The following is a 26,017-nucleotide window of genomic DNA, read 5'->3' on the forward strand; positions in this document are numbered from 1 at the left end:
GATGACGATGGAACTCGTTATCACGGGTAGCAACAACAAGGTCTCGGTCTCCGACGCCGTGTTCGGTCGCGATTTCAGCGAAGATCTGGTCCACCAGGTCGTCGTTGCCTACCGCAACGCCGGTCGCGCCGGCACCAAGGCACAGAAGACTCGCTCCGAAGTGGCTGGTACCACCAAGAAGTCGAAGAAGCAGAAGGGCGGCGGCGCGCGTCATGGCGCACTGACGGCTCCGATCTTCGTCGGCGGCGGTGTCACCTTCGCGGCCAAGCCGCGCAGCTTCGAGCAGAAGGTCAATCGTAAGCAGTACCGTGCCGCCATGTGCGCGATCCTGTCCGAGCTGAACCGTCAGGGCCGTCTGACCATCGTGGAGTCCTTCGACGTCGAAGTGACCAACACGAAGGGTCTGATCGCCAAGCTGGCCGGCCTGGAAGTGGGCAAGCGCCCGCTGATCGTCACCGAAGAAGCGTCCGAGCACCTGTACCTGTCCGCCCGCAATCTGCCGTACGTGCAGGTGCGTGACGTCCAGGGTCTGGATCCGGTCTCGCTGGTGGGTGCCGACACGGTCGTCATCACCGCTGACGCGGTCAAGAAGGTCGAGGAGTGGCTGGCATGAACAGCAACGAAAAAATCTTCAGCGTGCTGCGTGCCCCGCGTGTCTCCGAAAAGACCGCGCGCCTGCAGGAACTCTCCAACCAGTATGTCTTCGAAGTTTCGAACGAAGCCACCAAGGCCGATGTAAAGGCCGCGGTTGAGCAGCTGTTCGACGTCAAGGTCGAAGCCGTCAACGTGGTCAACGTCAAGGGCAAGAACAAGTCCTTCCGTAACCGTGCTGGCCGCCGCGGCGATTGGCGCAAGGCGTACGTTCGCCTGGCCGATGGCCAGTCGATCGATGTAACGGCCAAGGCCTGAGGTACATCCCATGCCATTGATGAAATTCAAGCCCACTTCCCCCGGCCGCCGTTCGGCCGTGCGCGTGGTCACTCCCGACCTGCACAAGGGTGCTCCGCACGCTGCGCTGGTCGAGTCGCAGAGCCGCTCGGGTGGTCGTAACCACCATGGCCGCATCACCGTGCGTCACGTCGGTGGTGGTGCCAAGCAGCACTACCGCATCATCGACTTCAAGCGCAACAAGCTGGGCATCCCGGCGCGCGTGGAACGCATCGAATACGATCCGAACCGCACCGCGCACATCGCTCTGCTGTGCTACGTCGACGGTGAGCGTCGCTACATCATCGCCCCGAAGGGCCTGAAGGCCGGTGATCAGGTGATCGCTGGTTCGGATGCCCCGATCAAGGCTGGCAACACCCTGCCGCTGCGCAACATCCCGGTCGGCACCACCATCCACTGCATCGAACTGAAGCCGGGCAAGGGCGCTCAGATCGCTCGCGCCGCCGGTGCGGCCGTGCAGCTGGTGGCTCGCGAAGGCATCTACGCCACCCTGCGCCTGCGCTCGGGTGAAATGCGTAAGGTTCCGGTCGAGTGCTGCGCCACCATCGGTGAAGTCGGCAACGACGAGCACAGCCTGGAAAAGCTGGGCAAGGCCGGTGCCAAGCGTTGGCGCGGCGTCCGCCCGACCGTTCGTGGTGCTGCCATGAACCCGGTTGATCACCCGCACGGTGGTGGTGAGGCGAAGGCCGGCCAGGGTAACCCGCATCCGGTCACCCCGTGGGGTGTCCCGACCAAGGGTTACAAGACGCGCCATAACAAGCGCACTCAGCAGTTCATCGTCCGCGATCGTAGGGGCTAATCGACCATGGCACGTTCACTCAAGAAGGGCCCGTTCGTCGATCACCACCTCGTCAAGAAGGTGGAGGCCGCTGCGGGCAGCAAGAAGCCGATCAAGACCTGGTCGCGCCGTTCGATGATCCTGCCTGACATGGTAGGCGTCACCATTGCCGTGCATAACGGCAAGAACCACATCCCGGTTCTCGTCAACGAGAACATGGTCGGCCACAAGCTCGGCGAATTTGCCATCACCCGGACCTTCAAGGGTCACGGTGGTGACAAGAAGTCGGGCAAGTAAGGAGAGATGACAATGGAAGCGAAAGCCATCCTGCGCACTGCGCGCATCTCCCCGCAGAAGGCTCGTCTGGTCGCTGACCAGGTGCGCGGTCTGCCGGCCGAGCGTGCGGTCAACCTGCTGAAGTTCTCGGACAAGAAGGCTGCCCACCTGATCAAGAAGGTGGTGGAGTCGGCTATTGCCAACGCCGAGAACAACCAGGGCGCCGACGTCGACGAGCTGAAGGTTCAGACCATCATGGTTGATGAAGGTCCGACCCTGAAGCGTTTCATGGCGCGGGCGAAAGGCCGCGGTACCCGCATCCTCAAGCGCACCAGCCACATCACTGTGGTTGTGGGCGCCGCCAAGTAAGCGGATAAGGAAAAGACCATGGGTCATAAAGTTCATCCGATTGGTATCCGCCTCGGCATTTCCAAGGACTGGAACTCCAAGTGGTACGCCAACAAGGCCGAGTTCGCTGGTTACCTGGCAGCCGACCTGAAAGTGCGCGAAATGCTGCGCAAGAAGCTGGCTCAGGCCGGCATCAGCAAGATCCTGATCGAGCGTCCGGCCAAGACCGCTCGCGTGACGATCCACACCGCCCGTCCGGGCGTGGTGATCGGCAAGCGCGGTGAGGACATCGAGAAGCTGCGCAAGGAAGTGAGCGAGATGATGGGCGTCCCGGCGCACATCAACGTCACCGAAGTGCGCAAGCCGGAACTGGACGCGCAGCTCGTTGCCGAGTCGATCGCCCAGCAGCTGGAGCGTCGCATCATGTTCCGCCGCGCAATGAAGCGCTCGGTCGGCAACGCGATGCGCCTGGGTGCCCTGGGCATCAAGGTCAACGTGGGTGGCCGCCTCAACGGTGCAGAAATCGCCCGTTCGGAGTGGTACCGCGAAGGCCGCGTGCCGCTGCACACCCTGCGTGCCGACATCGACTATGGCTTCGCTGAAGCCAAGACGACCTACGGCATCATCGGCATCAAGGTCTGGATCTACAAGGGCGAGGTCTTCGATTTCTCCCAGGTTGGCCAGGAAAAGCAGGACGACACCCCGTCGCGCAACGATCGTCACGATCGCGGCGACCGTGGTGACCGTCAGCGCCCGGCCCGTGAAGCGAGGTAACGACAATGTTGCAACCCAAGCGAACCAAGTACCGCAAGGTACACAAGGGCCGTAACGATGGCCTGAGCTGGAGCGCCAACGCTGTCAGCTTCGGCGAATACGGCCTGAAGGCAACCGCACACGGTCAGCTGACCGCGCGTCAGATCGAAGCGGCCCGCCGCTCGATCAGCCGCTACGTCAAGCGCGGCGGCAAGATGTGGATCCGCGTGTTCCCCGACAAGCCCATCACCAAGAAGCCCATCGAAGTCCGAATGGGTTCTGGTAAGGGTAACGTGGAATACTGGGTGGCCCAGATCCAGCCCGGCCGCATGATCTATGAAATCGAGGGTGTTTCCGAGGAAGTGGCTCGCGAGGCGTTCCGCCTGGCCGCCGCCAAGCTCTCGGTCACCACCACTTTCGTGACCCGTACGGTGCGCTGATGGATATCAAAACTCTCCGTGAAAAGTCGGCTGACGAACTCAAGGCCCACCTGATCGACCTGCGTAAGGAACAGTTCTCTGTCCGTATGCAGCAGGTCACCGGCCAGCTGCCGAAGACCCACGACATTCGCCGGGTCCGTCGCGAGATTGCTCGCGTCAAGACCCTGCTCGGCAGCACGAAGTAAGGATGGCCGCTATGAGCGACAATACTGAAAAGAAGACGCTGCGCACGGTCGAAGGCCGTGTCGTCAGCAACAAGATGGACAAGACGGTTACCGTCCTGGTTGAGCGTCAGGTCAAGCACGCGCTGTACGGCAAGTACATCAAGCGCTCGACGAAGCTGCACGCCCACGATGCCGACAACGCCTGCAAGGAAGGCGATGTCGTCCGCGTGACCGAGATTGCTCCGATGTCCAAGACCAAGAACTGGCGCGTGGTGGAAGTCATCACGCGCGCGGCTGAATAAGGAGCTGAATCATGATCCAGATGCAGAGCTACCTTGACGTCGCGGACAATTCGGGTGCCAAGCAGGTGATGTGCTTCAAGGTGCTGGGTGGTTCCAAGCGCCGTTACGCCGGCATCGGCGACATCATCAAGGTCACCGTGAAGGATGCGATTCCGCGCGGCAAGGTCAAGAAGGGTGAAGTGTATGACGCCGTCGTGGTGCGTACCCGCAAGGGTGTGCGTCGCGCCGACGGCTCGCTGATCCGCTTCGACGGCAACGCTGCCGTTCTGCTGAACAGCAAGCAGGAGCCGATCGGTACCCGTATCTTCGGGCCGGTGACCCGTGAACTTCGTTCGGAGAAGTTCATGAAGATCGTCTCGCTCGCTCCCGAAGTGCTGTGAGCGACAGGAGATAATCATGGCTAACCGTATCAAGAAGGGCGACCAGGTTGTCGTCAACGCTGGCAAGGACAAGGGCAAGCAGGGCGAAGTCGTCCGCGTCGACGGCGACCGTGTGGTCGTCGCCAACGTGAACATCGTCAAGCGCCACACCAAGCCGAACCCGCAGGCAGGTGTTGCCGGCGGCGTGGTCGAGCGCGAAGCTTCGATCCATATCTCCAACGTGAATGTTCTGAACCCGGCTTCGGGCAAGGGCGAACGCGTTGGCTTCAAGGTGCTGGAGGATGGACGCAAACTGCGTGTGTTCCGCTCCAGCGGTGAGGCGCTCGACGCCTGAGGAATGAGAAGATGAGTTCCCGTCTCGAAAAGTTCTACAAGGACGAAGTGGTGCCGGCGCTGATGAAGCAGTTCGGCTACACCAATCCGATGGAAGTGCCGAAGCTGGTCAAGGTCACCCTGAACATGGGTGTCGGCGAAGCGGCCACCAACAAGAAGATCCTGGAAAACGCCGTCGGCGACATGACCAAGATTTCCGGCCAGAAGCCGGTTGTCACCAAGTCGCGTGTGTCGGTTGCGTCGTTCAAGATCCGCGATGGTTGGCCGATCGGCTGCAAGACCACGCTGCGTCGCCACAAGATGTACGAGTTCCTGGATCGCCTGATCAACATCTCGCTGCCGCGCGTGCGCGACTTCCGTGGTGTTTCCGGTCGTTCCTTCGACGGCCGCGGCAACTTCAACATGGGTGTGAAGGAGCAGATCATCTTCCCGGAAATCGACTTCGACGCCGTCGACGCGATCCGCGGTATGGATATCGCCATCACCACCACTGCGAAGACCGACGCGGAAGCGAAGGCGCTGCTGGCAGCGTTCAAGTTCCCGTTCCGTAACTGATCTGTCGAGGAAACCGAAATGGCAAAGACCTCCATGGTCAACCGCGACATCAAGCGGGAAAAGCTGGCAAAGAAGTACGCTGAAAAGCGTGCAGCTCTGAAGAAGATCGTGTCCTCCGTGGACGCGACCTACGAAGAGAAGATCGACGCCGCAACCAAGCTGGCCAAGCTGCCGCGCGATTCGTCGCCGAGCCGCCAGCGCAACCGTTGCGAGCTGTCGGGTCGTCCGCGTGGCGTCTACAGCAAGTTCGGCCTGGGCCGTAACAAGCTGCGCGAAGCCACCATGCGTGGCGACGTCCCGGGTCTGCGCAAGGCCAGCTGGTGATCCCAGCCGGCCCTGCGATCAGGAGCCCCTTCGGGGGTTCCTGAACCGGGCAGGGGAGGCATTCAGCCTTCCCGACGCAAAAAAACCGAAGAGCCCGGCGCAAGCCGGGCTCTTTTGGCGTATACTCCCGCGTCTTGCCCTGTGCAGACGGGGTTGTAGGAGTGGGCTTCCGGCCCACTGCAACAAGGGACCTGGCCCGTTTCCAGGAGACAACAGATTTTCGCGAAAGCGGATATCGGTGCACTCAAAGGTACTCATATGAGCATGACTGATCCCATCGCCGACCTGCTGGTCCGCATCAAGAATGCGGCCGCGGTTGGCAAGCAGACGGTGAAAGCCCCGTCGTCCAAGATCAAGGTTGCGATCGCCCAGGTCCTGAAGGACGAGGGTTACATCACCGACCTGCGCGTGACCCAGCTGGAAAACAACAAGTCCGAGCTGGAAATCGTGCTGAAGTATTTCGAAGGCAAGCCGGTCATCGCGACCCTGAAGCGCTTCTCGCGTTCGGGCCTGCGCCAGTACCGCGGCAAGAGCGAGCTGCCGAAGGTCATGAACGGCCTGGGTATCTCCATCATTTCCACCTCCAAGGGCATCATGACTGATGCGCAGGCGCGCCAGCTGGGCGTCGGCGGCGAAGTCCTGTGCTTCGTGGCCTAAGGCGAAAGGAGTAGAACTATGTCCCGCGTAGCCAAGAAGCCGATCGACCTGGGTAAGGTTGAACTGAACGTCCAGTCGGACAGCGTCACCGCCAAGGGCCCGAAGGGCACCCTGTCGCTGGCCAAGCCGGCCGGTATTGCCATCAACGTCGACAACGGCGTTGCCACCCTGAGCACCGAGAACGCCGACCTGGTCGCACTGACCGGTACCGTGCGTGCGATCCTGTCCAACATGGTCAAGGGCGTGTCCGAAGGCTTCGAGCGCAAGCTGGAGCTGGTCGGCGTGGGTTACCGCGCTGCCATGCAGGGCAAGGACCTGAGCCTGTCGCTGGGCTTCTCGCATCCGGTCGTGTTCGTGGCGCCGGAAGGCATCACCCTGTCGACCCCGACCCAGACCGAGATCCTGGTCCAGGGCGCTGACAAGCAGGTCGTCGGTGAAGTTGCCGCCAAGATCCGTGCGTTCCGCAAGCCGGAGCCGTACAAGGGCAAGGGCGTGAAGTACTCCGACGAAGTCATCATCCGTAAGGAAGCCAAGAAGGCATAAGCGCGAGTCCCTCGCAAGAGCCCGCACATCCCTGTGCGGACTTCTCAGGGAAAAGCTCTTCCTTCAGCTTTCAAGGAATAATCAAAATGAACAAGAACATCGCCCGCCTGCGTCGCGCCAAGTCGACCCGCGCCCACATCCGTGAGCTCGGCGTCGCCCGCCTGTCGGTGCTGCGCACCGGTCAGCACCTGTACGCCCAGGTCTTCACCGCCGACGGTTCCAAGGTGCTGGCTGCCGCCAACACCACCCAGACCGACGTCATGGAAGGCCTGAAGAACGGCAAGAACGCCGATGCCGCCGCCAAGGTTGGCCGCATCGTCGCCGAGCGCGCCAAGGCCGCCGGCGTCGAGAAGGTTGCCTTCGATCGTTCGGGCTACCGCTACCACGGCCGCATCAAGGCCCTGGCAGAAGCGGCCCGCGAAGCCGGCCTGCAGTTCTAAGGGACAAGGGCAGGGGGCCATTGGCCTCCTGCCTGCCTGCTCGCCAGCCTGAGTGAGGCTGGACGGCGCCGCTCTTCTGCAGCGGCCCACCGGAACGCCGCGTCACGCCACAACCATAAGCGGCTTCGAGCCGTACATACCCAAACAACCAAGGAATCAACATGGCAGAAGAGCGTCAGCAGCGGGGTCGCGATCGCGACCGTAACCGCGAAGAGAAGATCGACGACGGCATGATCGAAAAGCTGGTCGCGGTCAACCGCGTCAGCAAGACCGTCAAGGGTGGCCGCCAGTTCACCTTCACCGCCCTGACCGTTGTCGGCGACGGCGAAGGCAAGGTCGGTTTCGGTTATGGCAAGGCCCGCGAAGTGCCGGTCGCCATCCAGAAGTCGATGGAACAGGCCCGCAAGAACCTGGTCAGCGTTGACCTGAACAACGGCACCCTGTGGCACACCATCAAGGATGGTCACGGCGCAGCCCGCGTGTTCATGCAGCCGGCTTCGGAAGGTACCGGCGTCATCGCCGGCGGTGCCATGCGCGCCGTGCTGGAAGCGGTTGGCGTGAAGAACGTGCTGGCCAAGGCCACCGGTTCGCGCAACCCGATCAACCTGGTGCGTGCCACCGTGAAGGGCCTGTCTGCTGCGCAGTCGCCGGCCCGCATCGCGGCCAAGCGCGGCAAGAAGGTGGAGGAACTCAACCATGGCTAATGAGTCCAACAAGACTGTCAAGGTCCGCCTGGTGCGTGGCCTGCGTGGCACCCAGTCGCGTCACCGCCTGTCGGTGCGTGCCCTGGGCCTGAACAAGCTCAACGATGTGCGTGAACTGAAGGACAGCCCGCAGGTGCGCGGCCTGATCAACAAGGTTCAGTACCTCGTCCAGGTTGAGGAGTAATCGACCATGACTCTGCGTCTCAATGAACTGAGCCCGGCACCGGGCGCCCGCACCGAGCGTACCCGCGTCGGTCGCGGTATCGGCTCGGGCCTGGGCAAGACTGCCGGCCGCGGCCACAAGGGTTCGTTCGCCCGCAAGGGTGGCGGCAAGATCAAGGCTGGCTTCGAAGGCGGCCAGACCCCCATGCAGCGTCGTCTGCCGAAGATCGGCTTCCGTTCGCCGATCGCCAAGGACACCGCTGAAGTGCTGCTGTACGCGCTGGACAAGCTGCCGGCCGGTGAGATCGACTTCGCCGCCCTGCGTGCTGCCAAGCTGGTCCCGAGCACTGCCAAGAAGGCCAAGGTCGTCGTCAAGGGCGAAGTGACCAAGGCGTTCACCCTGAAGGGTATTGCTGCCACGGCGGGTGCCAAGGCCGCGATCGAAGCTGCCGGCGGCAGCGTAACGGAGTAAGAAAATCATGGCGCAAGCTGGCATCGGTAACCTCGCGGGCGGAATGGGCAAGTTCACTGAACTTCGCCAACGTTTGCTGTTCGTCGTCGGGGCTTTGATCGTCTATCGCATCGGCTGCTACGTGCCGGTGCCGGGCGTCAATCCCGATGCCATGCTTGCCATGATGCAACAGCAGGGCGGCGGCATCGTGGACATGTTCAACATGTTCTCGGGCGGCGCCCTGCACCGTTTCAGCATCTTCGCGCTGAACGTGATGCCGTACATCTCGGCATCGATCGTGATGCAGCTGGCCGTGCACATCTTCCCCGCCCTGAAGGCGATGCAGAAGGAAGGTGAGTCCGGCCGCCGCAAGATCACCCAGTATTCGCGCATCGGCGCCGTGCTGCTGGCAGTGGTGCAGGGCGGCTCGATCGCGCTGGCCCTGCAGGGCCAGGTCTCGCCGTCGGGCGCTCCGGTCGTGTACGCGCCGGGCATGGGCTTCGTGCTCACCGCCGTGGTCGCGCTGACCGCCGGCACCATGTTCCTGATGTGGGTCGGTGAGCAGGTCACCGAGCGCGGCATCGGCAACGGCGTGTCGCTGATCATCTTCGCCGGTATCGTCGCAGGCCTGCCGGGTGCGATCATCCACACCTTCGACGCCTACCGCGACGGCAACATCCAGTTCATCCAGCTGCTGCTGATCGCCATCGTCGTGCTCGCCTTCACCTTCTTCGTGGTGTTCGTCGAGCGTGGCCAGCGCCGGATCACGGTCAACTACGCGCGCCGCCAGGGCGGTCGCAACGCGTACATGAACCAGACCTCGTTCCTGCCGCTGAAGCTCAACATGGCCGGCGTCATCCCGGCGATCTTCGCCTCGAGCCTGCTGGCCTTCCCGGCCACCCTGGCCATGTGGTCCGGCCAGGCTGCCAACCAGAGCAGCTTCGGCCAGGTCCTGCAGAAGGTCGCCAATGCCCTCGGCCCGGGCGAGCCGCTGCACATGATCGTGTTCGCTGCGCTGATCACCGGTTTCGCGTTCTTCTATACCGCGCTGGTGTTCAACTCGCAGGAAACCGCCGACAACCTGAAGAAGTCGGGCGCGCTGATTCCGGGCATCCGTCCGGGCAAGGCCACCGCCGATTACATCGACGGCGTGCTGACCCGCCTGACCGCAGCCGGCTCGGCCTACCTGGTGATCGTCTGCCTGCTGCCGGAACTGATGCGCACGCAGCTGAACGCCTCGTTCTACTTCGGTGGTACTTCGCTGCTGATCGTGGTGGTGGTGGTGATGGACTTCATCGCCCAGGTGCAGGCGCACCTGATGTCCCACCAGTACGAGAGCCTGCTGAAGAAGGCCAACCTGAAGGGCGGCAACCGCGGCGGTTTTGCCCGCGGCTGATTGGCCTGTTATACTTTCGTCTTCCTGACGTGATGGTCCCTCCGCTTCGCGGACTCCGGCCACACAAACGAAGGGCGGCCCCCGCAGCGGTTCCGGGTGGGGGTGTGATGAGGTGGTCCCGCGCTGGAGTAGCGCGGGCGGCCCCGGGGGAAACCCCAGGTCCAACCCCATCCGGCGCCGGAGCCTGGGCACACTCCCCAGGCCGGGTTCATGAAACCAATGGTTTCACGGGCTTCCATGTAAACCGGAACCTTGTTAGTATCGCTAGTTCACTTTTTTGATCCATCCTGCCGGATTGGCGTGCCCGAGGCGCGCTGTCGGCCATCACTCAGCTGGAGAACCGCGTCATGGCGCGTATTGCAGGCGTCAACCTGCCAGCCCAGAAGCATGTCTGGGTCGGGTTGCAAAGCATTTACGGCATCGGCCGTACCCGTTCGAAGAAGGTCTGCGAAGTCGCAGGCGTTGCTTCGACCACCAAGATCCGCGATCTGTCGGAGCCGGAAATCGAGCGCCTGCGCGCCGAAGTCGGCAAGTACATCGTGGAAGGCGATCTGCGCCGTGAGATCGGCATCGCGATCAAGCGCCTGATGGACCTGGGCTGCTACCGCGGCCTGCGTCACCGTCGTGGCCTCCCGCTGCGTGGCCAGCGCACCCGTACCAACGCCCGCACCCGCAAGGGTCCGCGCAAGGCGATCAAGAAGTAAGGGACTGAGAAATGGCTAAGCCCGCTGCTAAGACCAAGAAGAAGATCAAGCGCGTCGTCACCGACGGCGTTGCCCACGTCCACGCTTCGTTCAACAACACCATCGTCACCATCACCGACCGCCAGGGCAACGCTCTGTCGTGGGCGACCTCCGGTGGCGCTGGCTTCCGCGGTTCGCGCAAGTCGACCCCGTTCGCTGCCCAGGTGGCCGCTGAAAAGGCCGGTCGTGCTGCGCTGGACTACGGCGTGAAGTCGCTGGAAGTCCGCATCAAGGGCCCGGGTCCGGGCCGTGAGTCGGCCGTGCGTTCGTTGAACAACGTCGGCTACAAGATCACCAACATCATCGACGTGACGCCTATCCCGCACAACGGGTGCCGTCCGCCGAAGAAGCGTCGCGTCTAAAGGGAGCGATAAGAAATGGCTCGTTATATCGGTCCTACCTGTAAGCTCGCCCGTCGCGAAGGCGCCGACCTGTCCCTGAAGAGCCCGGCGCGTGCGCTGGACTCGAAGTGCAAGCTGGAGCAGAAGCCCGGCCAGCACGGCGCCACTGCCCGCAAGGGCAAGCTGTCCGACTACGCCACCCAGCTGCGTGAAAAGCAGAAGGTCAAGCGTATCTACGGCCTGCTGGAGCGTCAGTTCCGCAACTACTACAAGAAGGCCTCGACCAAGAAGGGCAACACCGGCGAGAACCTGCTGCAGCTGCTGGAAACCCGCCTGGACAACGTCGTCTACCGCATGGGCTTCGCCGTGACCCGTCCGGCTGCCCGTCAGCTGGTGTCGCACCGCGGCGTCACCGTGAATGGCAAGTCGGTCAACCTGGCTTCGTACCAGGTCAAGGCTGGCGACGCCATCGCTCTGTCTGAAAAGGCTGCCAAGCAGCTGCGCGTCCAGGAAGCCCTGACCGTCGCCGCCCAGCATGACCTGAGCCCGTCGTGGGTTGAAGTGGATTCCGGCAAGTTCACCGGCATCTTCAAGGCTGTTCCGGATCGTTCGGATCTGCCTGCGGACATCAACGAAGCGCTGATCGTCGAGCTGTATTCGAAGTAATTCACATTGGAGAGCCCCCGGCGACGGCCGGGGGTTCACTAGGAGAACCCGCAACATGACGGTTACCGCCAACCAGGTTCTGCGTCCTCGCGGTCCGCAGATCGAACGCCTTACCGACACCCGTGCAAAGGTCGTTATCGAACCTTTGGAGCGGGGTTACGGGCATACGCTGGGTAATGCCCTGCGTCGCGTGCTGCTGTCGTCCATCCCGGGCTTCGCCATCACGGAAGTCGAAATCGACGGCGTGTTGCATGAGTACACCACGGTCGAAGGTCTGCAGGAGGACGTGCTCGAAGTCCTGCTGAACCTCAAGGACGTGGCCATCCGTATGCACTCCGGCGACAGCGCCACCCTGTCCCTGTCCAAGCAGGGCCCGGGCGTTGTCACCGCTGCCGACATCAAGGTCGACCACAATGTGGAGATCCTGAACGGCGACCATGTGATCTGCCACCTGACCAAGGACACGGCAATCAACATGCGTCTGAAGATCGAACGTGGTTTCGGCTACCAGCCGGCTGCCGCGCGTCGTCGTCCGGACGAAGAAACCCGTGCCATCGGCCGCCTGGTCCTGGATGCCTCGTTCTCGCCGGTCCGCCGCGTCGCCTATGCCGTGGAAGCGGCCCGCGTCGAACAGCGTACCGACCTGGACAAGCTGGTCATCGATATCGAGACCAACGGCACCATCGACGCCGAGGAAGCCGTGCGCACCGCCGCCGACATCCTCAGCGACCAGCTGTCGGTGTTCGGTGACTTCACCCACCGCGACCGCGGTGCGGCCAAGCCGGCAAACAACGGCGTGGATCCGGTGCTGCTGCGCCCGATCGACGATCTGGAGCTGACCGTGCGTTCGGCCAACTGCCTGAAGGCTGAAAGCATCTACTACATCGGCGATCTGATCCAGAAGACCGAAGTGGAGCTGCTGAAGACCCCGAACCTGGGCAAGAAGTCGCTCACCGAGATCAAGGAAGTGCTGGCTCAGCGCGGCCTGTCGCTCGGCATGAAGCTGGAGAACTGGCCGCCGGCCGGTGTCGCCAGCCACGGCATGCTGGGCTGAGATCGGTAATGCCTGAAGGCTCCACCGTTCGCGGTGGGGCCTTCAACGCAACACACCATGCCATGACGAACCGCAGGTTCGCGCGGCAGGTCGTCCAGGACGGGCGGCCAGGACCATCCGCAGTCCGCGCAGCAACGCCAGGATGGCGACAACGATCCACACAGCCACATCATTAACCAAGGAATATCACCATGCGTCACCAGAAGTCTGGCCGTAAGTTCAGCCGCACCAGCGCCCACCGCGAAGCGATGTTCAAGAACATGGCCGCCTCGCTGTTCAAGCACGAGCTGATCAAGACCACCCTGCCGAAGGCCAAGGAACTGCGCCGCGTTGCCGAGCCGCTGATCACCCTGGCCAAGGTCGACTCCGTCGCCAACCGCCGTCTGGCCTTCGCCCGCCTGCGCGACAACGAAGCCGTGGGCAACCTGTTCACCATCCTGGGCCCGCGCTACGCGAACCGTCCGGGCGGCTACCTGCGCCTGCTGAAGTGCGGCTTCCGCGCCGGCGACAACGCGCCGATGGCCTACGTCGAGCTGGTTGACCGTCCGGTCGTGGCCGAGGAAGTGGCCGAGTAATCGGACCGCTCCAACGCGACACAGCGAAAGCCCGGCCTCTGCCGGGCTTTTGCGTTTCCAGGGCTCGGATCCCTTTCCGCAGGAAAGGGCCCTGACCCCGGGCAGGCAGCACCGCAGGCCAGAGCCCTTTGCATTCGCACTGGGATCTGACCCGCACCGTTCCGACAGGCGTCACCTGTGGCGGTTCGAATGGCACGCACTCTCGGTTACGCTTGGCGCCTGATCCATTTGAGCGTTGACGATGAATCCACTGCGCTGGCCCTTCCGCGCCCAGTTCTTGCTGGGCTTCCTGATCTGCGCGGGCCTGCTTGGCTACGCGATCTTCCTGCAGTTGAAGATGGGCCTGGAGCCGTGTCCGCTGTGCATCTTCCAGCGTCTGGCCTTTGCCGCGCTCGGCCTGCTGTTCCTGATCGGTGCGCTGCACGGGCCCTCCAACCGCCCGGGACGCGCGACCTATGGCGTGCTGGCGTTCATTGCCGCCGCAGTGGGGGCCGGCATCGCCGCGCGCCACGTCTACGTGCAGATGCTGCCCCCGGAAATGGGTTCCACCTGTGGCCCGCCGCTGGCGTTCCTGAGCGAGACCATGGGGCCGCTGGAAGTATTCCGCACGGTACTGACCGGTACCGGCAACTGCGGCAACATCGACTGGACCTTCCTGGGCCTGACCATGCCGATGTGGTCGGGCGCGTGGTTCGTGCTGCTGGCGTTGTGGGCGCTCGTGGTGTCGCTGGGCAAGGTCAAGCGCTGAAAGCGAAACGGGGTCGGGTCCCTTGGCATCGCAAAGGGCTCTGACCCCAATCGTTGACGCAGGGTAGTGCCGGCCGCTGGCCGGCACACCGTGAGGATGCCGGCCAGCGGCCGGCACTACCTCAGAAGTCCTGCTGCAGGCTCAGGTAAGCACCTCGGCGCGGTCCCCACTGCGGGGCGAAGACGCCGACACCGCCACCGTCGCGCAGCTGGTAGCTGCGATCCAGTGCGTTGATGACGGCCAGTTGGACGTGCAATGGATGGCCGCTGTCGGCATTGAAGTCGTGCCCGGCGCTGAGGTTCACCTGCAGGTACGACGGCAGCTCGCCGCCGTTGGGTACGCCTTCGATGTCCGAACGCAGGCCGCTGCCGAACACGTAGTTGGCACCGATCCGGTTGTGTCCGGCGAAGGCGTAGCTGAGACCACCCGATGATGTCAGCTTCTGGTCGTGGTCGAGGTGGATCCAGTGGTTGGCCACATAGGCCAGCGCTTCCGGATCGAGGTTGTACTGGCCGGTGATGACGTCGGTACCGATGGCCTTGTTCAGCGCGGCGTTGAAGTAGGCACTGAACGGACCGTTGCTGTAGTCGGCACTGAACTCCAGGCCACGGATGTGGCCACGGCGGTAGTTGAAGGTCGAATAGATGTAGGCAGCGCCGAACTGGCCTTCGTCCTGCAGGCGTGCGACGCGTCGGTCATACGCGTCCAGGCCCAGGGTCAGGTGCTCGCCCAGTTGCTGCGAGACGCCGATGTCGTAGTAGTCGCTGCGCTCGGCCAGCGGCGTGTTGTTGCCGCCGCTGGGCTGCTGGTTGGTGGTGCCGTCGTACAGCGCGATGTCGCTGCTGGCAATCAACTCGCTGGCCGGTGGCGTGAAGTAGCGCGAATAGCCGGCGTGCATGGTGGTGCTGTCGCTGGCATTCCAGACCACGCCCACGCGCGGGCTGAGCTGGCCTTCGGTGCGGCCGAAGGCCTTGTAGCGGTCGCCACGCAGGCCGTAGTTCACGGTCCAGTCGTCGCCGATCTTCCACTCGTCCTGCGCGTACAGTGCCAGCGTACTGGCGTGGAACGCGCTGCGGTCGGGGATCAACAGCGGTGTCGTGCCGGACTGCTGGCCGCCGTCATCAACCGGGAACACCCAGCTGTTGCTGCTGGCCCGCGCGTTCTCGTAATTGCCGTACAGGCCATAGCGCAGCGTGTGGTCGTTGCCCAACGGCGTTGAGAAGTCGGCCTGCAGGGTGTTGGCGCGGTTGCTGCGCTGGACCTGCGAGGCGACGCCGCTGAACACCAGGTCGCCCACCACGTCCGGGTTGAACGCCACGTCGCTGTAGCGCTGTCCGGCCGATAGCTGGTACGCGGTGCTGCCCAGCGTGCCCTGCAGCACCAGCATGCCGAAGCGGGTGGTCTCGCGCTGGGTCTCATCCAGCTGGCTGGAGTCGAAGGTGGTGGTGTCCAGATATCCGAACTTTGGCGTCTGGCCCGGGTTGACCGGGATCTGGAAGCGGTTGTTGGCGAAACCGGCGAACACACTCAGGCGGGTGTTGTCGTTGACCAGGTAGGTGAGGTCGGCGAAGGCCTTTCCCTGGTGAGTATCGTCGTGCGGCGGCTTGCGTGAGTTGGTGGGGTTCTCCAGGCCGACCTCATGCTGGTCGTAGTTGCCGGTCAGGAACCAGCTCCAGCGCCCCTGGTTGCCCCACCAGGAGGCGTTCGGATTGATCTTGCCGAACGAGCCGGTGGTCAGCCCCGCGCTGCCGCCATTGCCCAGCTCGGCACCGTTGCGGGTGGTGATGTCGACCACCGCTGCGGTGCGCTCGCCGAACTGCGCCGGCAGTGCGCCGTCCATCAGGCGGATGCTCTTGATGGTGCGCGCGTCCAGGGTCTGGCCGAAGCCGGAGATCGATTCGGGCAGCAGCACGCCGTTGATGCGGTACTGCAGGTTGGCGTGGTCGCCACGCACATGCACGCCGCCATAGGAGTCCTGGACCACGCCAGGGGCCTGCAGCAGTACCTGGCTGAGTGGCGCGGAGGCACCCAGCGGCTGCTTCTGGATGTCCTCGGCGGTGATCTGGTACTGGCTGCTGCCGATGTCCGGCGACAGCGTGTTGCGGGCCTGGTCGAGCTGGGCGTGGACGGTGACCGCATCCAGATCCTTGACGGACGAAGCGGGGGCGTCGGCTGCCGAGGCGAAGGCGGGCAGGCTGGCCAGGGCCAGGGCGAAGGTGATGCCGGTAGCGAGGGGCGAGGGCTTCATGGTGGGAGAGGTGGCGGCTGGATGTGGAAGGGGCCGGTCCATGACATTGAAGTGTTACTTCGTAACAAATCATGCGCCTGTCCCGGGCGGCTGACCATGCAGGATCTGGCCGCTGGCGTCGGCCTTTCTCTGCCGTTCAGGCGAGCCGGTAGGCCGGACCGGCCCTTTGCGTCAGCGGCCGGCTCTGCGACCATGACCGCCCCCCCATCCCGGAAGTCTGCAATGAGCCTGTCCGCCGTTCCGCCCGTGCCCGATCCCGCCGCGACCGCCGCCGGCGCTGCCTGGTCGCCGGAGAGCTGGCGGGGCAAGACCGCGCTGCAGATGCCGACCTATCCCGACCCGGTAGCCCTGGAGGCGGCCCTGCACGAGCTTAAGCGGCTGCCACCGCTGGTCACCTCCTGGGAGATCCTGGCGCTGAAGCAGCAGCTGGCCGAGGCCCAGGAAGGCAAGCGCTTCCTGCTGCAGGGCGGCGACTGCGCCGAGAACTTCAGCGACTGCGAATCGGGCACCATCTCCAACCGGCTGAAGGTACTGTTGCAGATGAGCCTGGTGCTGGTGCACGGCCTGCGCCAGCCGGTGATCCGCGTCGGCCGCTTCGCCGGCCAGTACGCCAAGCCGCGTTCGGCCGATACCGAGACCCGCGACGGCGTGACCCTGCCGAGCTACCGCGGCGATGTGATCAACGCCCCCGCTTTCACTGAAGCAGCGCGTCTGCCGGACCCGAAGCGGATGCTGCAGGCCCACGCGCATTCGGCGATGACGATGAACTTCGTGCGTGCGCTGATCGACGGTGGTTTCGCCGACCTGCACCACCCCGAATACTGGAACCTGGAGTGGGTAAGCCACTCGCCGCTGGCGGCCGAGTACCAGAAGATGGTGGCCTCGATCGGCGATGCGGTGCACTTCATGGAGACCCTGGCCGGGGCCCGCGTGCACAACCTCAATCGCATCGACTTCTACACCTCGCATGAAGCACTGCTGCTGCCCTACGAGCAGGCGCTGACCCGCCAGGTGCCGCGCCAGCAGGGCTGGTTGAACCTGAGCACGCATTACCCGTGGATCGGCATGCGCACGGCTGCGCTCGATGGCGCGCACGTGGAATACCTGCGTGGCGTGCGCAATCCGATTGCGATCAAGGTCGGCCCGTCGGTGACGCCGGACCAGCTGCTGCGCCTGATCGATGTGCTCAACCCGCACGACGAACCGGGTCGACTGAGCTTCATCCACCGCATGGGTGCGGCGCAGATCGCCGAGAAGCTGCCGCCGCTGCTGGATGCCGTCAAGCGTGATGGCCGCCGCGTGCTGTGGGTGTGCGATGCGATGCATGGCAACACCGAAAGCACTGCCAATGGCTTCAAGACGCGTCGCTTCGACAATGTGCGTGGCGAAGTGGAGATGTCGTTTGATCTGCATGCGGCCGCGGGCACGCGCCTGGGTGGCGTGCACCTGGAGCTGACCGGCGAGGACGTGACCGAATGCACCGGTGGTGCGCGCGAACTGACCGAGCGTGACCTGGAGCGTGCGTATCGCTCAACGGTGGACCCGCGGTTGAATTACGAGCAGTCGCTGGAGATCGCGATGGCGATCGTGCGCAAGCAGGAGCAGGTGCGGTAAGTGTGTTGCGGCAGGGCTTGCAGCCCTGCACCTGGTGCAATCAACGTCAACGGCAAAAGCCGAAGCAGCGGCAACAGCATGCATTCCGTGGGCTGGCGGGGCGGTGTCGGAGTGCGGGGACGCTGCAAGTACGTCCCTGTAAGCTTGGCAGCCGCATCCATGCGGCTGACACCCCGCACTCCGACACCGCCCCACCTTAGACAGGTTCAGGTCGCTATTGGTGGGTGCCGACCGTTGGTCGGCACATCTGTCAGATGTCGAATGAATCATCCACGCATGGCGTGGATCTACTGGTAACTGCGGCGATTGGCATGCGCGGCTGTTGGTAGGTGTCGACCGTTGGTCGACCCGATTTTTCTGTCAGATAGCAGTATTCAAAATGGGCTCCGACCCCGTGCCGACCAACGGTCGGCACCCACCATCAGCAGCAGCTTCCGACAGATCGCAGAAAACTGTCGAAGGCGGGGTGGGTCCGGTTGCGGGGGCGCGAGCCGCATGGGCCCGAGGCATGCCTCGGGCGGGTTGGGCAGGACGCCCAACCCCGGTCTTGCCGTGTGCCCAGGACTGCGCACACGAGCAAGCGGCGACCGAGCTTACATGGGTGAGGGCGCTTTGCTTGCGAAGCACTGCTTTGCAAGCGCCCGAACGCACAGCCGCCGGCGGCTGGGCCGGGCCCCGGAGGGGGACTTGCAGCGACCCCCGCAACCGGACCCACCCCGCCATCCCACAGGAAATCCGCTTCTGCTTCTGCTTCTGCTTCGGCTGTTGCTCCGGCACGTAGCAGGTGCAGGGCTGCAAGCCCTGCCGACCAACACCCTCCTTACAAACGACTGACGTGACGCTCATGCGCCATGCGCGAGGCTGTCCACCTGGTTGTTCGACTGGAGGTGGCAACGGTGCACTGGCAGAGCGCACAGGCCTACGCATGGCCGTTGGGATTGGCCGTAGTGGTGGGCGGCATAGGCGCGTGGCTGATCCTGTGGATCTATCACCGACTGAAAGGGCGTGATCGCCGACGTGCGCGTATCGGTCGAGTACTCGGGTTGCCGCTGGCCACCGCGTGGCCGCTGCTGCTGCTGATTCCCGCCTTGCAGGCGACGCCGCTGCAGGATCCGTTGCTGGGCCATCTGCAGCACGGACTGCACATTGCGTTGATGGCCTGCTTCGTCTGGCTGCTGGTACGCGCGGTGGCGGCGGGCGAGCGCGCGATCCTGCGCAGCCATCCCATCGATGTCTCCGACAACCTGGAGGCACGCCGCATCCAGACCCAGACGCGCGTGCTCAGCAGGGTGCTGATGGGTGGCATCATCGTGCTCGGTGCGTCGCTGGTGCTGTTGACCTTCCCGATGGTGCAGAAGATCGGCACGGCGCTGCTGGCGTCGGCGGGCCTGATCGGGCTGGTGGCGGGCATCGCCGCCAAGCCGGTGTTCGGCAACCTCATCGCCGGCCTGCAGATCGCACTGACGCAGCCGATCCGCCTGGACGACGTGGTTATCGTCGAAGGCGAGTGGGGACGCATCGAGGAGATCGGCAGCAGCTACGTGGTCGTGCGGATCTGGGATGAGCGGCGGATGGTGGTGCCCTTGACCTGGTTCATCGAGAACCCGTTCCAGAACTGGACGCGGCGCAGTGCCGATCTGCTCGGCACTGCGTTTCTGTGGCTGGACTATCGGGCACCGATCGCGGCGATCCGTGCCGAGCTGGAGCGCATCTGCCATGGCCAGGCGCTATGGGATGGGCGCGTCTGCGTGACCCAGGTGACCGAAACCAACGAGCGCGCGATCCAGGTGCGCCTGCTGGTCAGCGCGCGCAGTTCCGGTGATGCCTTTGATCTTCGCTGCCTGGTGCGCGAACGCATGCTCGATTTCCTCGCACGTGAGCATCCGCAGTCGCTGCCGCAGGTGCGTGCGCGGCTGCAACACGAAGACCAGCTGGATATGCCGCGTGGTCCACGTGCACGCACTGCGGATGTGCGTTCGCCAGGTGCTGAAGATGGTGAGGCGGCGATCGTGCCGGTGGAGCCACAGGATCGGTAGTGCCGGCCGCTGGCCGGCAACGCCGGAGCGATCGAGCTGCCGGCCAGCGGCCGGCACTACCGGAAGCAAGATGTCGCGGCGTCACCGGAGCTCAGGGCTCGCCGGCGTCGATCAGCGCATCGGTATCAAAGTGTGGCGGCCGCCGCGCACGGGTGCGCTGCTCGTAGGCGTAGGCCATTTCGATCAGCTTCGGCTCGCTCCAGGCGGTGCCCATGAACAGCAGGCCGACGGGAAGGCCGTTGATCTGGCCCATCGGCACGGTCAGGCTCGGGTAACCGGCCACGGCAGCGGCGCTGTAGCTCTCGCCGGGGAAGTCGTCGCCTTCGCTGCGGATCGGCCACGCCACACCGGTGGTCGGCGCCACCAGCGCATCGAGCTGATGGGCGGCGAGGGCTGCATCGATGCCTTCCGGACCGGCCAACCGGCGCGCATCACTGCGCGCGCGGATGTAGGCAGGGTCTGCCAGGCCGGTGGTGGCATCGGCCTCCACCAGCAGCTCCTGGCCGAACAGGCCCAGTTCCTGCTTGCTGTGCGCCTGGTTGAAGGCGATCAGTTCGGCCAGGCTGCGCAGTGGCGCGCGGTGGGCGCTGAAGTAGCGCTCCAGCCCGGCCTTGAACTCGTACAGCAGCAGCGTGCGCTCAGCCTCGGCCCACGCGCCCTGGTTGGGCAGCTCCACCGGCACCACCACGGCGCCGGCGCGACGCAGCTCGGTCGCTGCCTGATCGATCAGCGGCGGCATGCCGCGGTACTTCAGCAGCGGCGTCTGCAGCAGACCGATGCGTTTGCCGCGCAGGCCCTGCGGGTCCAGGCGCGCGGTGTAGTCGTAGACCGCACGGCCGGGCATGGTCGCGGTGGCGGGATCGGCGTCATCGCGGCCGGCGATCGCAGTCAGCACGGCGGCAGCATCGGCGACGCTGCGGGTCATCGGGCCGGCGGTGTCCTGGCTGAAGGAGATCGGCACGATGCCATCACGACTGACCAGCCCGACCGTCGGCTTCAGACCGACCACGCCGTTGATCGCGGCCGGGCAGACGATGCTGCCGTCGGTTTCGGTGCCGATCGCCACGCTGGCCAGGTTGGCGGCCACGGCCACCGCGCTGCCGCTGCTGGAGCCGCACGGTGAATGGCTGATGCGGTAGGGGTTGCGGGTCTGGCCGCCGCGCGCGCTCCAGCCGGAGATGGAGTCATTGCCGCGGAAGTTGGCCCACTCGCTGAGGTTGGTCTTGCCCAGCACTACGGCGCCAGCCTCGCGCAGCCGGCGTACCAGGTAGGCATCGTCCGGACGGAAGCCCTGCAGGGCCAGCGAGCCGGCACTGGTGACCATCGGTGCGGCGTTGATGTTGTCCTTCAGCAGCAGGGGGATGCCATGCAGCGGCCCACGCAGGCGCCCTTCGCGGCGCTCGCGGTCGCGTGCGGCGGCTTCCTTCAGGGCGTCGGGGTTGAGCTCGATCACCGCGCGCAGGCGGGGCCCGGTGCGGTCCAGGGCGGCAATACGCTGCAGGTAGGCCTGGGTCAGGGTGGTGCTGTCCAGATCTCCGGCAGTCATCCGCGCCTGCAGGTCGGCGACATCGGTTTCGGCGTACGGGAACGGCACGTTGCGGCTCGCAGGTTCGGCCGCATGCGCGCTGGGCGTGGCCGGGCTGCAGCCAGCCGAAAGCAGCGCCGGAAGCGCGGCGAGCAGGCAGGTCAGCAGAGGCGGCAAGGACGGGCGCATGGGGCGGCTTGGTCGGCTCCAATCCCCAGTGTAGCCGGTGCTCAGCGGTGGCGCTTGCGCAGGTCGCGGGCGAGGACGTAGACCACGATCAGGTTGATCGCCAGGATCGTCCATGACGGCCAGCCGGGATGGCGGATGATCGCGAAGATGTCGAAAGGCAGGTACAGGGCGGCGGTCAGGCAGCCCAGCCAGGACGCCCAGGCCTTGGCCCGCCACAGGCCCCAGGCTTCGACCAGGTGCAGAAGGCCGTAGCCGATCATCCCCGCCGCGGCCAGGTGGACCGCGTCGGGGCTGATCATGTGCAGCAGCGAGGGCAGGGTGCCATGGTCCGGATCCAGGCTGAAACGCCGGATCAGGGCCATGATGCCGTGCCGCAGCGGCTGCGGTCCGAGCACTTCCAGCCCGGTGGCGGCCAACAGCGCCAGCATCGCCTTGCTCGCTTCGAGCAGGGCGATGACGTGCAGACCCGGATGCCGGTGTGGATCCGGGTTGTAGCCGCTCTGGTTCACGGGGTGCTGGCTCAGCCGCCGCGCGAAGCCTTCTTGCGATCGCTCTCGGTCAGGAACTTCTTGCGCAGGCGGATCTCCTTCGGGGTGATCTCGACCAGCTCGTCGTCTTCGATGAAGTCCAGGGCCTGTTCCAGCGAGTACTTGATCGCCGGGGTCAGCTGGATCGCATCGTCCTTGCCCGAAGCGCGCATGTTGGTCAGCGGCTTGGTCTTGATCGCGTTGACGGTCAGGTCGTTGTCCTTGGAGTGGATGCCGACCAGCTGACCTTCATACACGTTGTCGCCTTCAGCAGCGAACAGCTTGCCGCGCTCCTGCAGCGGGCCCAGCGAGTAGGCCGGCGTGGTGCCCGGTGCATTGGCGATCATCACGCCGTTGATGCGCTTGGCAATCGCGCCCTGTTCCTTCGGACCGTAGTGGTCGAACACGTGGAACAGCAGGCCCGAACCCTGGGTCAGGGTCTTGAACTCGTTCTGGAAACCGATCAGGCCACGGGCCGGGATCTGGTACTCCAGGCGCACGCGGCCCTTGCCGTCCGATTCCATGTTCTTCAGCTGGCCCTTGCGGGTGCCCAGCTTTTCCATCACGCCGCCCTGGTGGATTTCTTCGATGTCCACCACCAGCTGCTCGATCGGCTCCATCAGCTGGCCGTCGATTTCCTTGATGATCACTTCCGGGCGCGACACGGCCAGCTCGTAGCCTTCGCGGCGCATGTTCTCGATCAGCACCGACAGGTGCAGTTCGCCACGGCCGGAGACCAGGAACTTGTCGGCGTCTTCCAGCTGCTCGACCTTCAGGGCCACGTTGTGGACCTTTTCACGGTCCAGGCGGTCCTTGATCTGGCGGCTGGTCAGGAACTTGCCACCGGACAGGTCCTTGTTGCCGGCGAACGGCGAGTTGTTGACCTGGAAGGTCATCGAGATGGTCGGCTCGTCGACGGTCAGCGCCGGCAGCGCTTCCGGGAAGTCCGGTGCGCAGATGGTGTCGGAGATGGTCAGCTCCTGGATGCCGGAGATGGCCACGATGTCGCCGGCCTCGGCCGAATCCTGCTCGATGCGCTCCAGGCCCATGAAGCCCAGCACCTGCAGCACCTTGCCGTTGCGCTTCTTGCCTTCACGGTCGATGACCGCGACCTGCATGTTCTTCTTCAGGGTGCCGCGCTGGATGCGGCCGATGCCGATCACGCCCACGAAGTTGTTGTAGTCCAGCTGGCTGATGCGCATCTGGAACGGGCCTTCCGGATCCACTTCCGGCTTCGGCGCGTGCTGCATGATCGCTTCGTACAGCGGGGTCATGTCGCCGTCGCGCACGGTGTCTTCCAGGCCGGCATAGCCGTTCAGGCCCGAGGCGTAGACGATCGGGAAGTCCAGCTGCTCGTTGGTGGCGCCGAGCTTGTCGAACAGGTCGAAGACCTGGTCGATCACCCATTCCGGACGGGCGCCCGGACGGTCGACCTTGTTGACCACGACGATCGGCTTGAAGCCCATCGCGAAGGCCTTCTGGGTCACGAAGCGGGTCTGCGGCATCGGGCCGTCCATCGCGTCGACCAGGATCAGCACGGTATCGACCATCGACAGCACGCGCTCGACCTCACCACCGAAGTCGGCGTGGCCGGGGGTGTCGACGATGTTGATCCGGTTCTTGATGCCGGTCCTCTTGTCTTCCCAGGTGATGGCGGTGTTCTTGGCCAGGATGGTGATGCCGCGTTCCTTTTCCTGGTCGTTGCTGTCCATCACGCGCTCGGCGAGGACGGTGCGCTCGGACAGGGTGCCGGACTGCTTCAGCAGCTGGTCGACCAGGGTGGTCTTGCCATGGTCGACGTGGGCGACGATGGCGATGTTGCGAAGATTTTCGATGGACATACGAAAGGGGGCCAGTCGGCGCCGGATTTGGAAAAAGAAGTCCAACATTATACGTCGAACTTGACGATTCGCGAAAAGGTGGATTTCACATCCGTCGCGGGGCCCATTCAGCTGGCTGTCCGCCGCGTCGGCCGGGGCCGCCAGCGCCCGGAGACGCGGCTTCCCGTCCATGGGCTGAAGCCGGGTTCTTCACCGATGGTCGAAGCCGCCGCCGCCACGAGGCAGGTGTAAACTAGGTGGCTAGACGCGTTCCCCTCTGCATCAAGGATCTTCATGTCCCTCATCGCCACTTTCGACACCACCCAGGGCCCGATCAAGGTCGAGCTGTTCGCCGACAAGGCGCCGCTGACCGTGGCCAACTTCGTGAACCTGGTCAAGCACGGCTTCTATGACGGCCTGATCTTCCACCGCGTGATCGCCGACTTCATGATCCAGGGCGGCTGCCCGCAGGGTCGTGGCACCGGCGGCCCGGGCTACAAGTTCGAAGACGAGAAGAACGGCGTGAAGCACGAGGTCGGCTCGCTGTCGATGGCCAACGCCGGCCCGAACACCAACGGCAGCCAGTTCTTCATCACCCACATCAAGACCGACTGGCTGGACGGCCGCCACACCGTCTTCGGCAAGGTCCTGGAAGGCCAGGCCATCGTTGATTCGGTCAAGCAGGGCGACGTGATCCATTCGATCACCCTGGAAGGCGACGTCGACGCCGTGCTGGCCGCCCAGGCCGACCGCGTCGCGGAGTGGAACAAGCACCTCGCCGCCTGATCCCCCTTCGAAACGGCCACCCATGGGTGGCCGTTTCCCTGTTCCCCGCCGCCCGCCTGGCCTGCGTGGCTCTGCCCGCGGCGTCCCATCAAACGCTTGCAAGCAAGAGGAAACCCCCATGAAAGCACCCGTTCGTGTTGCCGTGACCGGCGCCGCCGGCCAGATCGGTTATGCCCTGCTGTTCCGCATCGCCTCCGGCGAAATGCTGGGCAAGGACCAGCCGGTCATCCTGCAGCTGCTGGAACTGCCGGTGGACAAGGCCCAGGCCGCCCTGAAGGGCGTGATGATGGAGCTGGAAGACTGTGCCTTCCCGCTGCTGGCCGGCATGGTCGGCACCGATGACGCCGAAGTCGCGTTCAAGGACGCCGACATCGCCCTGCTGGTCGGCGCACGTCCGCGCGGCCCGGGCATGGAGCGCAAGGACCTGCTGCTGGAGAACGCCAAGATCTTCACCGCCCAGGGTGCAGCGCTGAACAAGGTCGCCAGCCGTGACGTGAAGGTGCTGGTGGTCGGCAACCCGGCCAACACCAACGCCTACATCGCGATGAAGTCGGCCCCGGACCTGAAGCCGGAAAACTTCACCGCCATGCTGCGCCTGGACCACAACCGCGCGCTGAGCCAGCTGTCGACCAAGCTCGGCAAGCCGGTCGGTGGCATGGAGAAGCTGGTGGTGTGGGGCAACCACAGCCCGACCATGTACCCGGACTACCGTTTCGCCACCGCCGATGGTGCGTCGATCGCCGATGCGATCAACGACCAGGAGTGGAACGCCAACACCTTCATCCCGACCGTCGGCAAGCGCGGCGCGGCGATCATCGAAGCCCGTGGCTCGTCCTCGGCTGCTTCGGCCGCCAACGCAGCGATCGACCACGTGCGTGACTGGGTGCTGGGCAGCAACGGCAAGTGGGTCACCATGGGCGTGCCGTCCGACGGTTCCTACGGCATTCCGGAAGGCGTGATCTTCGGCTTCGCGGTGACCACCGAGAACGGCAAGTACACCCTGGTCAAGGACCTGCCGATCGACGACTTCAGCCAGAAGTACATCGACAAGACCCTGGCCGAGCTGGAAGAAGAGCGCGCCGGCGTCGCCCACCTGCTGGGCTGATGCAGGCGGTACCGGCTCCGGCCGGTACGTCTTCCATCAAGGTAGGTACCGACCGTTGGTTGGTACGCAGAAAACGGGGAGGCTTC

General features: G+C 64.5%; 34 protein-coding genes. 30 read left to right on the forward strand and 4 right to left on the reverse strand.

The features are described 5' to 3' along the window. Positions 1 to 7 precede the first annotated feature (7 nt). The 26 genes from rplD (at position 8) to CKW06_RS04360 (ending at position 14,081) form a co-directional block, all read left to right on the forward strand. Positions 8 to 613, forward strand: coding sequence for a 50S ribosomal protein L4 (gene rplD, locus CKW06_RS04235; RefSeq protein ID WP_004145337.1), 606 nt, complete (start codon positions 8 to 10; stop codon positions 611 to 613). Beyond that, positions 610 to 909, forward strand: a complete 300-nt coding sequence (gene rplW, locus CKW06_RS04240) for a 50S ribosomal protein L23 (RefSeq protein ID WP_004145338.1) — start codon at positions 610 to 612, stop codon at positions 907 to 909. Before rplD ends, rplW begins: the two co-directional genes overlap by 4 nt. A gap of 10 nt (positions 910 to 919) precedes the next feature. Then, positions 920 to 1,747 carry a 50S ribosomal protein L2 gene (gene rplB / locus CKW06_RS04245; RefSeq protein ID WP_004145339.1) on the forward strand — a complete coding sequence of 276 codons (828 nt, stop codon included), beginning with the start codon at positions 920 to 922 and terminating at the stop codon, positions 1,745 to 1,747. Between the two features lie 6 nt (positions 1,748 to 1,753). Continuing rightward, positions 1,754 to 2,023: a 30S ribosomal protein S19 gene (rpsS, locus tag CKW06_RS04250; RefSeq protein ID WP_004154485.1), complete on the forward strand. Its 270-nt coding sequence runs from the start codon at positions 1,754 to 1,756 to the stop codon at positions 2,021 to 2,023. 12 nt (positions 2,024 to 2,035) lie between these two features. Further along, the gene (gene rplV / locus CKW06_RS04255) at positions 2,036 to 2,371 is read left to right on the forward strand and encodes a 50S ribosomal protein L22 (protein ID WP_004145348.1); all 336 of its coding nucleotides are present in this window, start codon (positions 2,036 to 2,038) and stop codon (positions 2,369 to 2,371) included. Positions 2,372 to 2,389: 18 nt separating this feature from the next. Next, positions 2,390 to 3,124 (forward strand): 30S ribosomal protein S3, encoded by a 735-nt coding sequence (rpsC, locus tag CKW06_RS04260; RefSeq protein ID WP_004145350.1) that lies wholly within the window; start codon positions 2,390 to 2,392, stop codon positions 3,122 to 3,124. A gap of 5 nt (positions 3,125 to 3,129) precedes the next feature. Continuing rightward, positions 3,130 to 3,543, forward strand: coding sequence for a 50S ribosomal protein L16 (gene rplP / locus CKW06_RS04265; RefSeq protein ID WP_004154486.1), 414 nt, complete (start codon positions 3,130 to 3,132; stop codon positions 3,541 to 3,543). Next, positions 3,543 to 3,728, forward strand: coding sequence for a 50S ribosomal protein L29 (gene rpmC, locus CKW06_RS04270; protein WP_004154487.1), 186 nt, complete (start codon positions 3,543 to 3,545; stop codon positions 3,726 to 3,728). The genes rplP and rpmC overlap by 1 nt, the downstream gene beginning before the upstream one ends. Positions 3,729 to 3,739: 11 nt before the next feature. Continuing rightward, a complete protein-coding gene (gene rpsQ, locus CKW06_RS04275; RefSeq protein WP_004154489.1) occupies positions 3,740 to 4,009 on the forward strand; it encodes a 30S ribosomal protein S17 in 270 nt (89 codons plus the stop codon). Positions 4,010 to 4,020: 11 nt separating this feature from the next. Beyond that, positions 4,021 to 4,389, forward strand: a complete 369-nt coding sequence (rplN, locus tag CKW06_RS04280) for a 50S ribosomal protein L14 (protein ID WP_004145357.1) — start codon at positions 4,021 to 4,023, stop codon at positions 4,387 to 4,389. A gap of 16 nt (positions 4,390 to 4,405) precedes the next feature. Next, positions 4,406 to 4,723: a 50S ribosomal protein L24 gene (gene rplX, locus CKW06_RS04285; protein WP_004154490.1), complete on the forward strand. Its 318-nt coding sequence runs from the start codon at positions 4,406 to 4,408 to the stop codon at positions 4,721 to 4,723. Between the two features lie 11 nt (positions 4,724 to 4,734). Further along, positions 4,735 to 5,277 carry a 50S ribosomal protein L5 gene (gene rplE, locus CKW06_RS04290; RefSeq protein ID WP_004154491.1) on the forward strand — a complete coding sequence of 181 codons (543 nt, stop codon included), beginning with the start codon at positions 4,735 to 4,737 and terminating at the stop codon, positions 5,275 to 5,277. 18 nt (positions 5,278 to 5,295) lie between these two features. Beyond that, positions 5,296 to 5,601 carry a 30S ribosomal protein S14 gene (gene rpsN, locus CKW06_RS04295; protein WP_005408209.1) on the forward strand — a complete coding sequence of 102 codons (306 nt, stop codon included), beginning with the start codon at positions 5,296 to 5,298 and terminating at the stop codon, positions 5,599 to 5,601. A gap of 258 nt (positions 5,602 to 5,859) precedes the next feature. Further along, positions 5,860 to 6,258 carry a 30S ribosomal protein S8 gene (gene rpsH, locus CKW06_RS04300; protein WP_005408210.1) on the forward strand — a complete coding sequence of 133 codons (399 nt, stop codon included), beginning with the start codon at positions 5,860 to 5,862 and terminating at the stop codon, positions 6,256 to 6,258. Between the two features lie 18 nt (positions 6,259 to 6,276). After that, on the forward strand, positions 6,277 to 6,801 hold the full coding sequence (rplF, locus tag CKW06_RS04305; RefSeq protein ID WP_005408211.1) for a 50S ribosomal protein L6: 525 nt from the start codon (positions 6,277 to 6,279) through the stop codon (positions 6,799 to 6,801). A gap of 80 nt (positions 6,802 to 6,881) precedes the next feature. Continuing rightward, entirely contained in the window at positions 6,882 to 7,241 is a 360-nt protein-coding gene (gene rplR, locus CKW06_RS04310; protein ID WP_024957318.1) for a 50S ribosomal protein L18, read from the forward strand. 161 nt (positions 7,242 to 7,402) lie between these two features. After that, positions 7,403 to 7,945, forward strand: coding sequence for a 30S ribosomal protein S5 (gene rpsE, locus CKW06_RS04315; protein ID WP_005408213.1), 543 nt, complete (start codon positions 7,403 to 7,405; stop codon positions 7,943 to 7,945). Then, positions 7,938 to 8,129, forward strand: a complete 192-nt coding sequence (gene rpmD / locus CKW06_RS04320; protein ID WP_005408214.1) for a 50S ribosomal protein L30 — start codon at positions 7,938 to 7,940, stop codon at positions 8,127 to 8,129. The genes rpsE and rpmD overlap by 8 nt, the downstream gene beginning before the upstream one ends. Before the next feature lie 6 nt (positions 8,130 to 8,135). Continuing rightward, entirely contained in the window at positions 8,136 to 8,579 is a 444-nt protein-coding gene (rplO, locus tag CKW06_RS04325) for a 50S ribosomal protein L15 (protein WP_004154498.1), read from the forward strand. Positions 8,580 to 8,586: 7 nt separating this feature from the next. Then, positions 8,587 to 9,954, forward strand: coding sequence for a preprotein translocase subunit SecY (gene secY, locus CKW06_RS04330; protein ID WP_005408215.1), 1,368 nt, complete (start codon positions 8,587 to 8,589; stop codon positions 9,952 to 9,954). A gap of 347 nt (positions 9,955 to 10,301) precedes the next feature. After that, positions 10,302 to 10,658: a 30S ribosomal protein S13 gene (rpsM, locus tag CKW06_RS04335; protein ID WP_004154500.1), complete on the forward strand. Its 357-nt coding sequence runs from the start codon at positions 10,302 to 10,304 to the stop codon at positions 10,656 to 10,658. Between the two features lie 11 nt (positions 10,659 to 10,669). Beyond that, complete coding sequence (gene rpsK, locus CKW06_RS04340) at positions 10,670 to 11,059, forward strand: 30S ribosomal protein S11 (protein ID WP_004145443.1); 390 nt, start codon at positions 10,670 to 10,672, stop codon at positions 11,057 to 11,059. Positions 11,060 to 11,074: 15 nt separating this feature from the next. Then, positions 11,075 to 11,704 carry a 30S ribosomal protein S4 gene (gene rpsD, locus CKW06_RS04345; RefSeq protein ID WP_004145446.1) on the forward strand — a complete coding sequence of 210 codons (630 nt, stop codon included), beginning with the start codon at positions 11,075 to 11,077 and terminating at the stop codon, positions 11,702 to 11,704. 55 nt (positions 11,705 to 11,759) lie between these two features. Continuing rightward, on the forward strand, positions 11,760 to 12,758 hold the full coding sequence (locus CKW06_RS04350) for a DNA-directed RNA polymerase subunit alpha (protein ID WP_005408216.1): 999 nt from the start codon (positions 11,760 to 11,762) through the stop codon (positions 12,756 to 12,758). A gap of 191 nt (positions 12,759 to 12,949) precedes the next feature. Next, positions 12,950 to 13,333, forward strand: a complete 384-nt coding sequence (gene rplQ / locus CKW06_RS04355; protein ID WP_005408217.1) for a 50S ribosomal protein L17 — start codon at positions 12,950 to 12,952, stop codon at positions 13,331 to 13,333. Positions 13,334 to 13,574: 241 nt separating this feature from the next. After that, a complete protein-coding gene (locus tag CKW06_RS04360) occupies positions 13,575 to 14,081 on the forward strand; it encodes a disulfide bond formation protein B (protein WP_024957317.1) in 507 nt (168 codons plus the stop codon). A 121-nt stretch (positions 14,082 to 14,202) separates the two neighbouring features. On the opposite strand, the gene CKW06_RS04365 is transcribed toward CKW06_RS04360, so the two are convergent. Next, positions 14,203 to 16,329, reverse strand: a complete 2,127-nt coding sequence (locus tag CKW06_RS04365; protein WP_024957316.1) for a TonB-dependent receptor — start codon at positions 16,327 to 16,329, stop codon at positions 14,203 to 14,205. A 222-nt stretch (positions 16,330 to 16,551) separates the two neighbouring features. Here CKW06_RS04365 and CKW06_RS04370 point away from each other — a divergent pair, with 222 nt between their 5' ends. After that, positions 16,552 to 17,943, forward strand: coding sequence for a class II 3-deoxy-7-phosphoheptulonate synthase (locus CKW06_RS04370; RefSeq protein ID WP_012479239.1), 1,392 nt, complete (start codon positions 16,552 to 16,554; stop codon positions 17,941 to 17,943). Positions 17,944 to 18,794: 851 nt separating this feature from the next. Next, positions 18,795 to 19,979: a mechanosensitive ion channel family protein gene (locus CKW06_RS04375; RefSeq protein WP_032964881.1), complete on the forward strand. Its 1,185-nt coding sequence runs from the start codon at positions 18,795 to 18,797 to the stop codon at positions 19,977 to 19,979. A 91-nt stretch (positions 19,980 to 20,070) separates the two neighbouring features. On the opposite strand, the gene CKW06_RS04380 is transcribed toward CKW06_RS04375, so the two are convergent. Genes CKW06_RS04380 through typA form a run of 3 tightly spaced genes read right to left on the reverse strand, consistent with a single transcriptional unit; the run spans position 20,071 to position 24,061 of the window. Then, complete coding sequence (locus tag CKW06_RS04380) at positions 20,071 to 21,693, reverse strand: amidase (RefSeq protein WP_012479241.1); 1,623 nt, start codon at positions 21,691 to 21,693, stop codon at positions 20,071 to 20,073. Between the two features lie 41 nt (positions 21,694 to 21,734). After that, positions 21,735 to 22,202, reverse strand: coding sequence for a DUF2127 domain-containing protein (locus CKW06_RS04385; protein ID WP_005408223.1), 468 nt, complete (start codon positions 22,200 to 22,202; stop codon positions 21,735 to 21,737). Positions 22,203 to 22,213: 11 nt separating this feature from the next. Beyond that, positions 22,214 to 24,061: a translational GTPase TypA gene (gene typA, locus CKW06_RS04390; RefSeq protein ID WP_024958804.1), complete on the reverse strand. Its 1,848-nt coding sequence runs from the start codon at positions 24,059 to 24,061 to the stop codon at positions 22,214 to 22,216. 273 nt (positions 24,062 to 24,334) lie between these two features. Here typA and CKW06_RS04395 point away from each other — a divergent pair, with 273 nt between their 5' ends. Continuing rightward, complete coding sequence (locus tag CKW06_RS04395) at positions 24,335 to 24,826, forward strand: peptidylprolyl isomerase (protein ID WP_005408225.1); 492 nt, start codon at positions 24,335 to 24,337, stop codon at positions 24,824 to 24,826. A gap of 118 nt (positions 24,827 to 24,944) precedes the next feature. Further along, positions 24,945 to 25,931 (forward strand): malate dehydrogenase, encoded by a 987-nt coding sequence (locus CKW06_RS04400; protein WP_004153634.1) that lies wholly within the window; start codon positions 24,945 to 24,947, stop codon positions 25,929 to 25,931. Positions 25,932 to 26,017 lie beyond the last annotated feature (86 nt).

The sequence above is a fragment of the Stenotrophomonas maltophilia genome (assembly GCF_900186865.1).
Classification (GTDB): domain Bacteria; phylum Pseudomonadota; class Gammaproteobacteria; order Xanthomonadales; family Xanthomonadaceae; genus Stenotrophomonas; species Stenotrophomonas maltophilia.

Excerpts from the sequence above, each read along its gene's own strand:
- rpsD (WP_004145446.1), top strand. The coding sequence starts at position 11,075 with ATGGCTCGTTATATCGGTCCTACCTGTAAGCTCGCCCGTCGCGAAGGC.
- rpsM (WP_004154500.1), top strand. The coding sequence starts at position 10,302 with ATGGCGCGTATTGCAGGCGTCAACCTGCCAGCCCAGAAGCATGTCTGG.
- rplX (WP_004154490.1), top strand. The coding sequence starts at position 4,406 with ATGGCTAACCGTATCAAGAAGGGCGACCAGGTTGTCGTCAACGCTGGC.
- rplW (WP_004145338.1), top strand. The coding sequence starts at position 610 with ATGAACAGCAACGAAAAAATCTTCAGCGTGCTGCGTGCCCCGCGTGTC.
- rpsQ (WP_004154489.1), top strand. The coding sequence starts at position 3,740 with ATGAGCGACAATACTGAAAAGAAGACGCTGCGCACGGTCGAAGGCCGT.
- CKW06_RS04360 (WP_024957317.1), top strand. The coding sequence starts at position 13,575 with ATGAATCCACTGCGCTGGCCCTTCCGCGCCCAGTTCTTGCTGGGCTTC.
- rpsC (WP_004145350.1), top strand. The coding sequence starts at position 2,390 with ATGGGTCATAAAGTTCATCCGATTGGTATCCGCCTCGGCATTTCCAAG.
- rpsH (WP_005408210.1), top strand. The coding sequence starts at position 5,860 with ATGAGCATGACTGATCCCATCGCCGACCTGCTGGTCCGCATCAAGAAT.
- rplF (WP_005408211.1), top strand. The coding sequence starts at position 6,277 with ATGTCCCGCGTAGCCAAGAAGCCGATCGACCTGGGTAAGGTTGAACTG.
- CKW06_RS04350 (WP_005408216.1), top strand. The coding sequence starts at position 11,760 with ATGACGGTTACCGCCAACCAGGTTCTGCGTCCTCGCGGTCCGCAGATC.
- rplE (WP_004154491.1), top strand. The coding sequence starts at position 4,735 with ATGAGTTCCCGTCTCGAAAAGTTCTACAAGGACGAAGTGGTGCCGGCG.
- CKW06_RS04375 (WP_032964881.1), top strand. The coding sequence starts at position 18,795 with ATGCGCGAGGCTGTCCACCTGGTTGTTCGACTGGAGGTGGCAACGGTG.
- rpsE (WP_005408213.1), top strand. The coding sequence starts at position 7,403 with ATGGCAGAAGAGCGTCAGCAGCGGGGTCGCGATCGCGACCGTAACCGC.
- rpmD (WP_005408214.1), top strand. The coding sequence starts at position 7,938 with ATGGCTAATGAGTCCAACAAGACTGTCAAGGTCCGCCTGGTGCGTGGC.
- rplB (WP_004145339.1), top strand. The coding sequence starts at position 920 with ATGCCATTGATGAAATTCAAGCCCACTTCCCCCGGCCGCCGTTCGGCC.
- secY (WP_005408215.1), top strand. The coding sequence starts at position 8,587 with ATGGCGCAAGCTGGCATCGGTAACCTCGCGGGCGGAATGGGCAAGTTC.
- CKW06_RS04365 (WP_024957316.1), bottom strand. The coding sequence starts at position 16,329 with ATGAAGCCCTCGCCCCTCGCTACCGGCATCACCTTCGCCCTGGCCCTG.
- rpmC (WP_004154487.1), top strand. The coding sequence starts at position 3,543 with ATGGATATCAAAACTCTCCGTGAAAAGTCGGCTGACGAACTCAAGGCC.
- rpsK (WP_004145443.1), top strand. The coding sequence starts at position 10,670 with ATGGCTAAGCCCGCTGCTAAGACCAAGAAGAAGATCAAGCGCGTCGTC.
- rpsN (WP_005408209.1), top strand. The coding sequence starts at position 5,296 with ATGGCAAAGACCTCCATGGTCAACCGCGACATCAAGCGGGAAAAGCTG.
- CKW06_RS04370 (WP_012479239.1), top strand. The coding sequence starts at position 16,552 with ATGAGCCTGTCCGCCGTTCCGCCCGTGCCCGATCCCGCCGCGACCGCC.
- rplP (WP_004154486.1), top strand. The coding sequence starts at position 3,130 with ATGTTGCAACCCAAGCGAACCAAGTACCGCAAGGTACACAAGGGCCGT.
- CKW06_RS04400 (WP_004153634.1), top strand. The coding sequence starts at position 24,945 with ATGAAAGCACCCGTTCGTGTTGCCGTGACCGGCGCCGCCGGCCAGATC.
- rpsS (WP_004154485.1), top strand. The coding sequence starts at position 1,754 with ATGGCACGTTCACTCAAGAAGGGCCCGTTCGTCGATCACCACCTCGTC.
- rplQ (WP_005408217.1), top strand. The coding sequence starts at position 12,950 with ATGCGTCACCAGAAGTCTGGCCGTAAGTTCAGCCGCACCAGCGCCCAC.
- rplN (WP_004145357.1), top strand. The coding sequence starts at position 4,021 with ATGATCCAGATGCAGAGCTACCTTGACGTCGCGGACAATTCGGGTGCC.
- rplO (WP_004154498.1), top strand. The coding sequence starts at position 8,136 with ATGACTCTGCGTCTCAATGAACTGAGCCCGGCACCGGGCGCCCGCACC.
- rplD (WP_004145337.1), top strand. The coding sequence starts at position 8 with ATGGAACTCGTTATCACGGGTAGCAACAACAAGGTCTCGGTCTCCGAC.
- CKW06_RS04395 (WP_005408225.1), top strand. The coding sequence starts at position 24,335 with ATGTCCCTCATCGCCACTTTCGACACCACCCAGGGCCCGATCAAGGTC.
- rplV (WP_004145348.1), top strand. The coding sequence starts at position 2,036 with ATGGAAGCGAAAGCCATCCTGCGCACTGCGCGCATCTCCCCGCAGAAG.
- CKW06_RS04380 (WP_012479241.1), bottom strand. The coding sequence starts at position 21,693 with ATGCGCCCGTCCTTGCCGCCTCTGCTGACCTGCCTGCTCGCCGCGCTT.
- typA (WP_024958804.1), bottom strand. The coding sequence starts at position 24,061 with ATGTCCATCGAAAATCTTCGCAACATCGCCATCGTCGCCCACGTCGAC.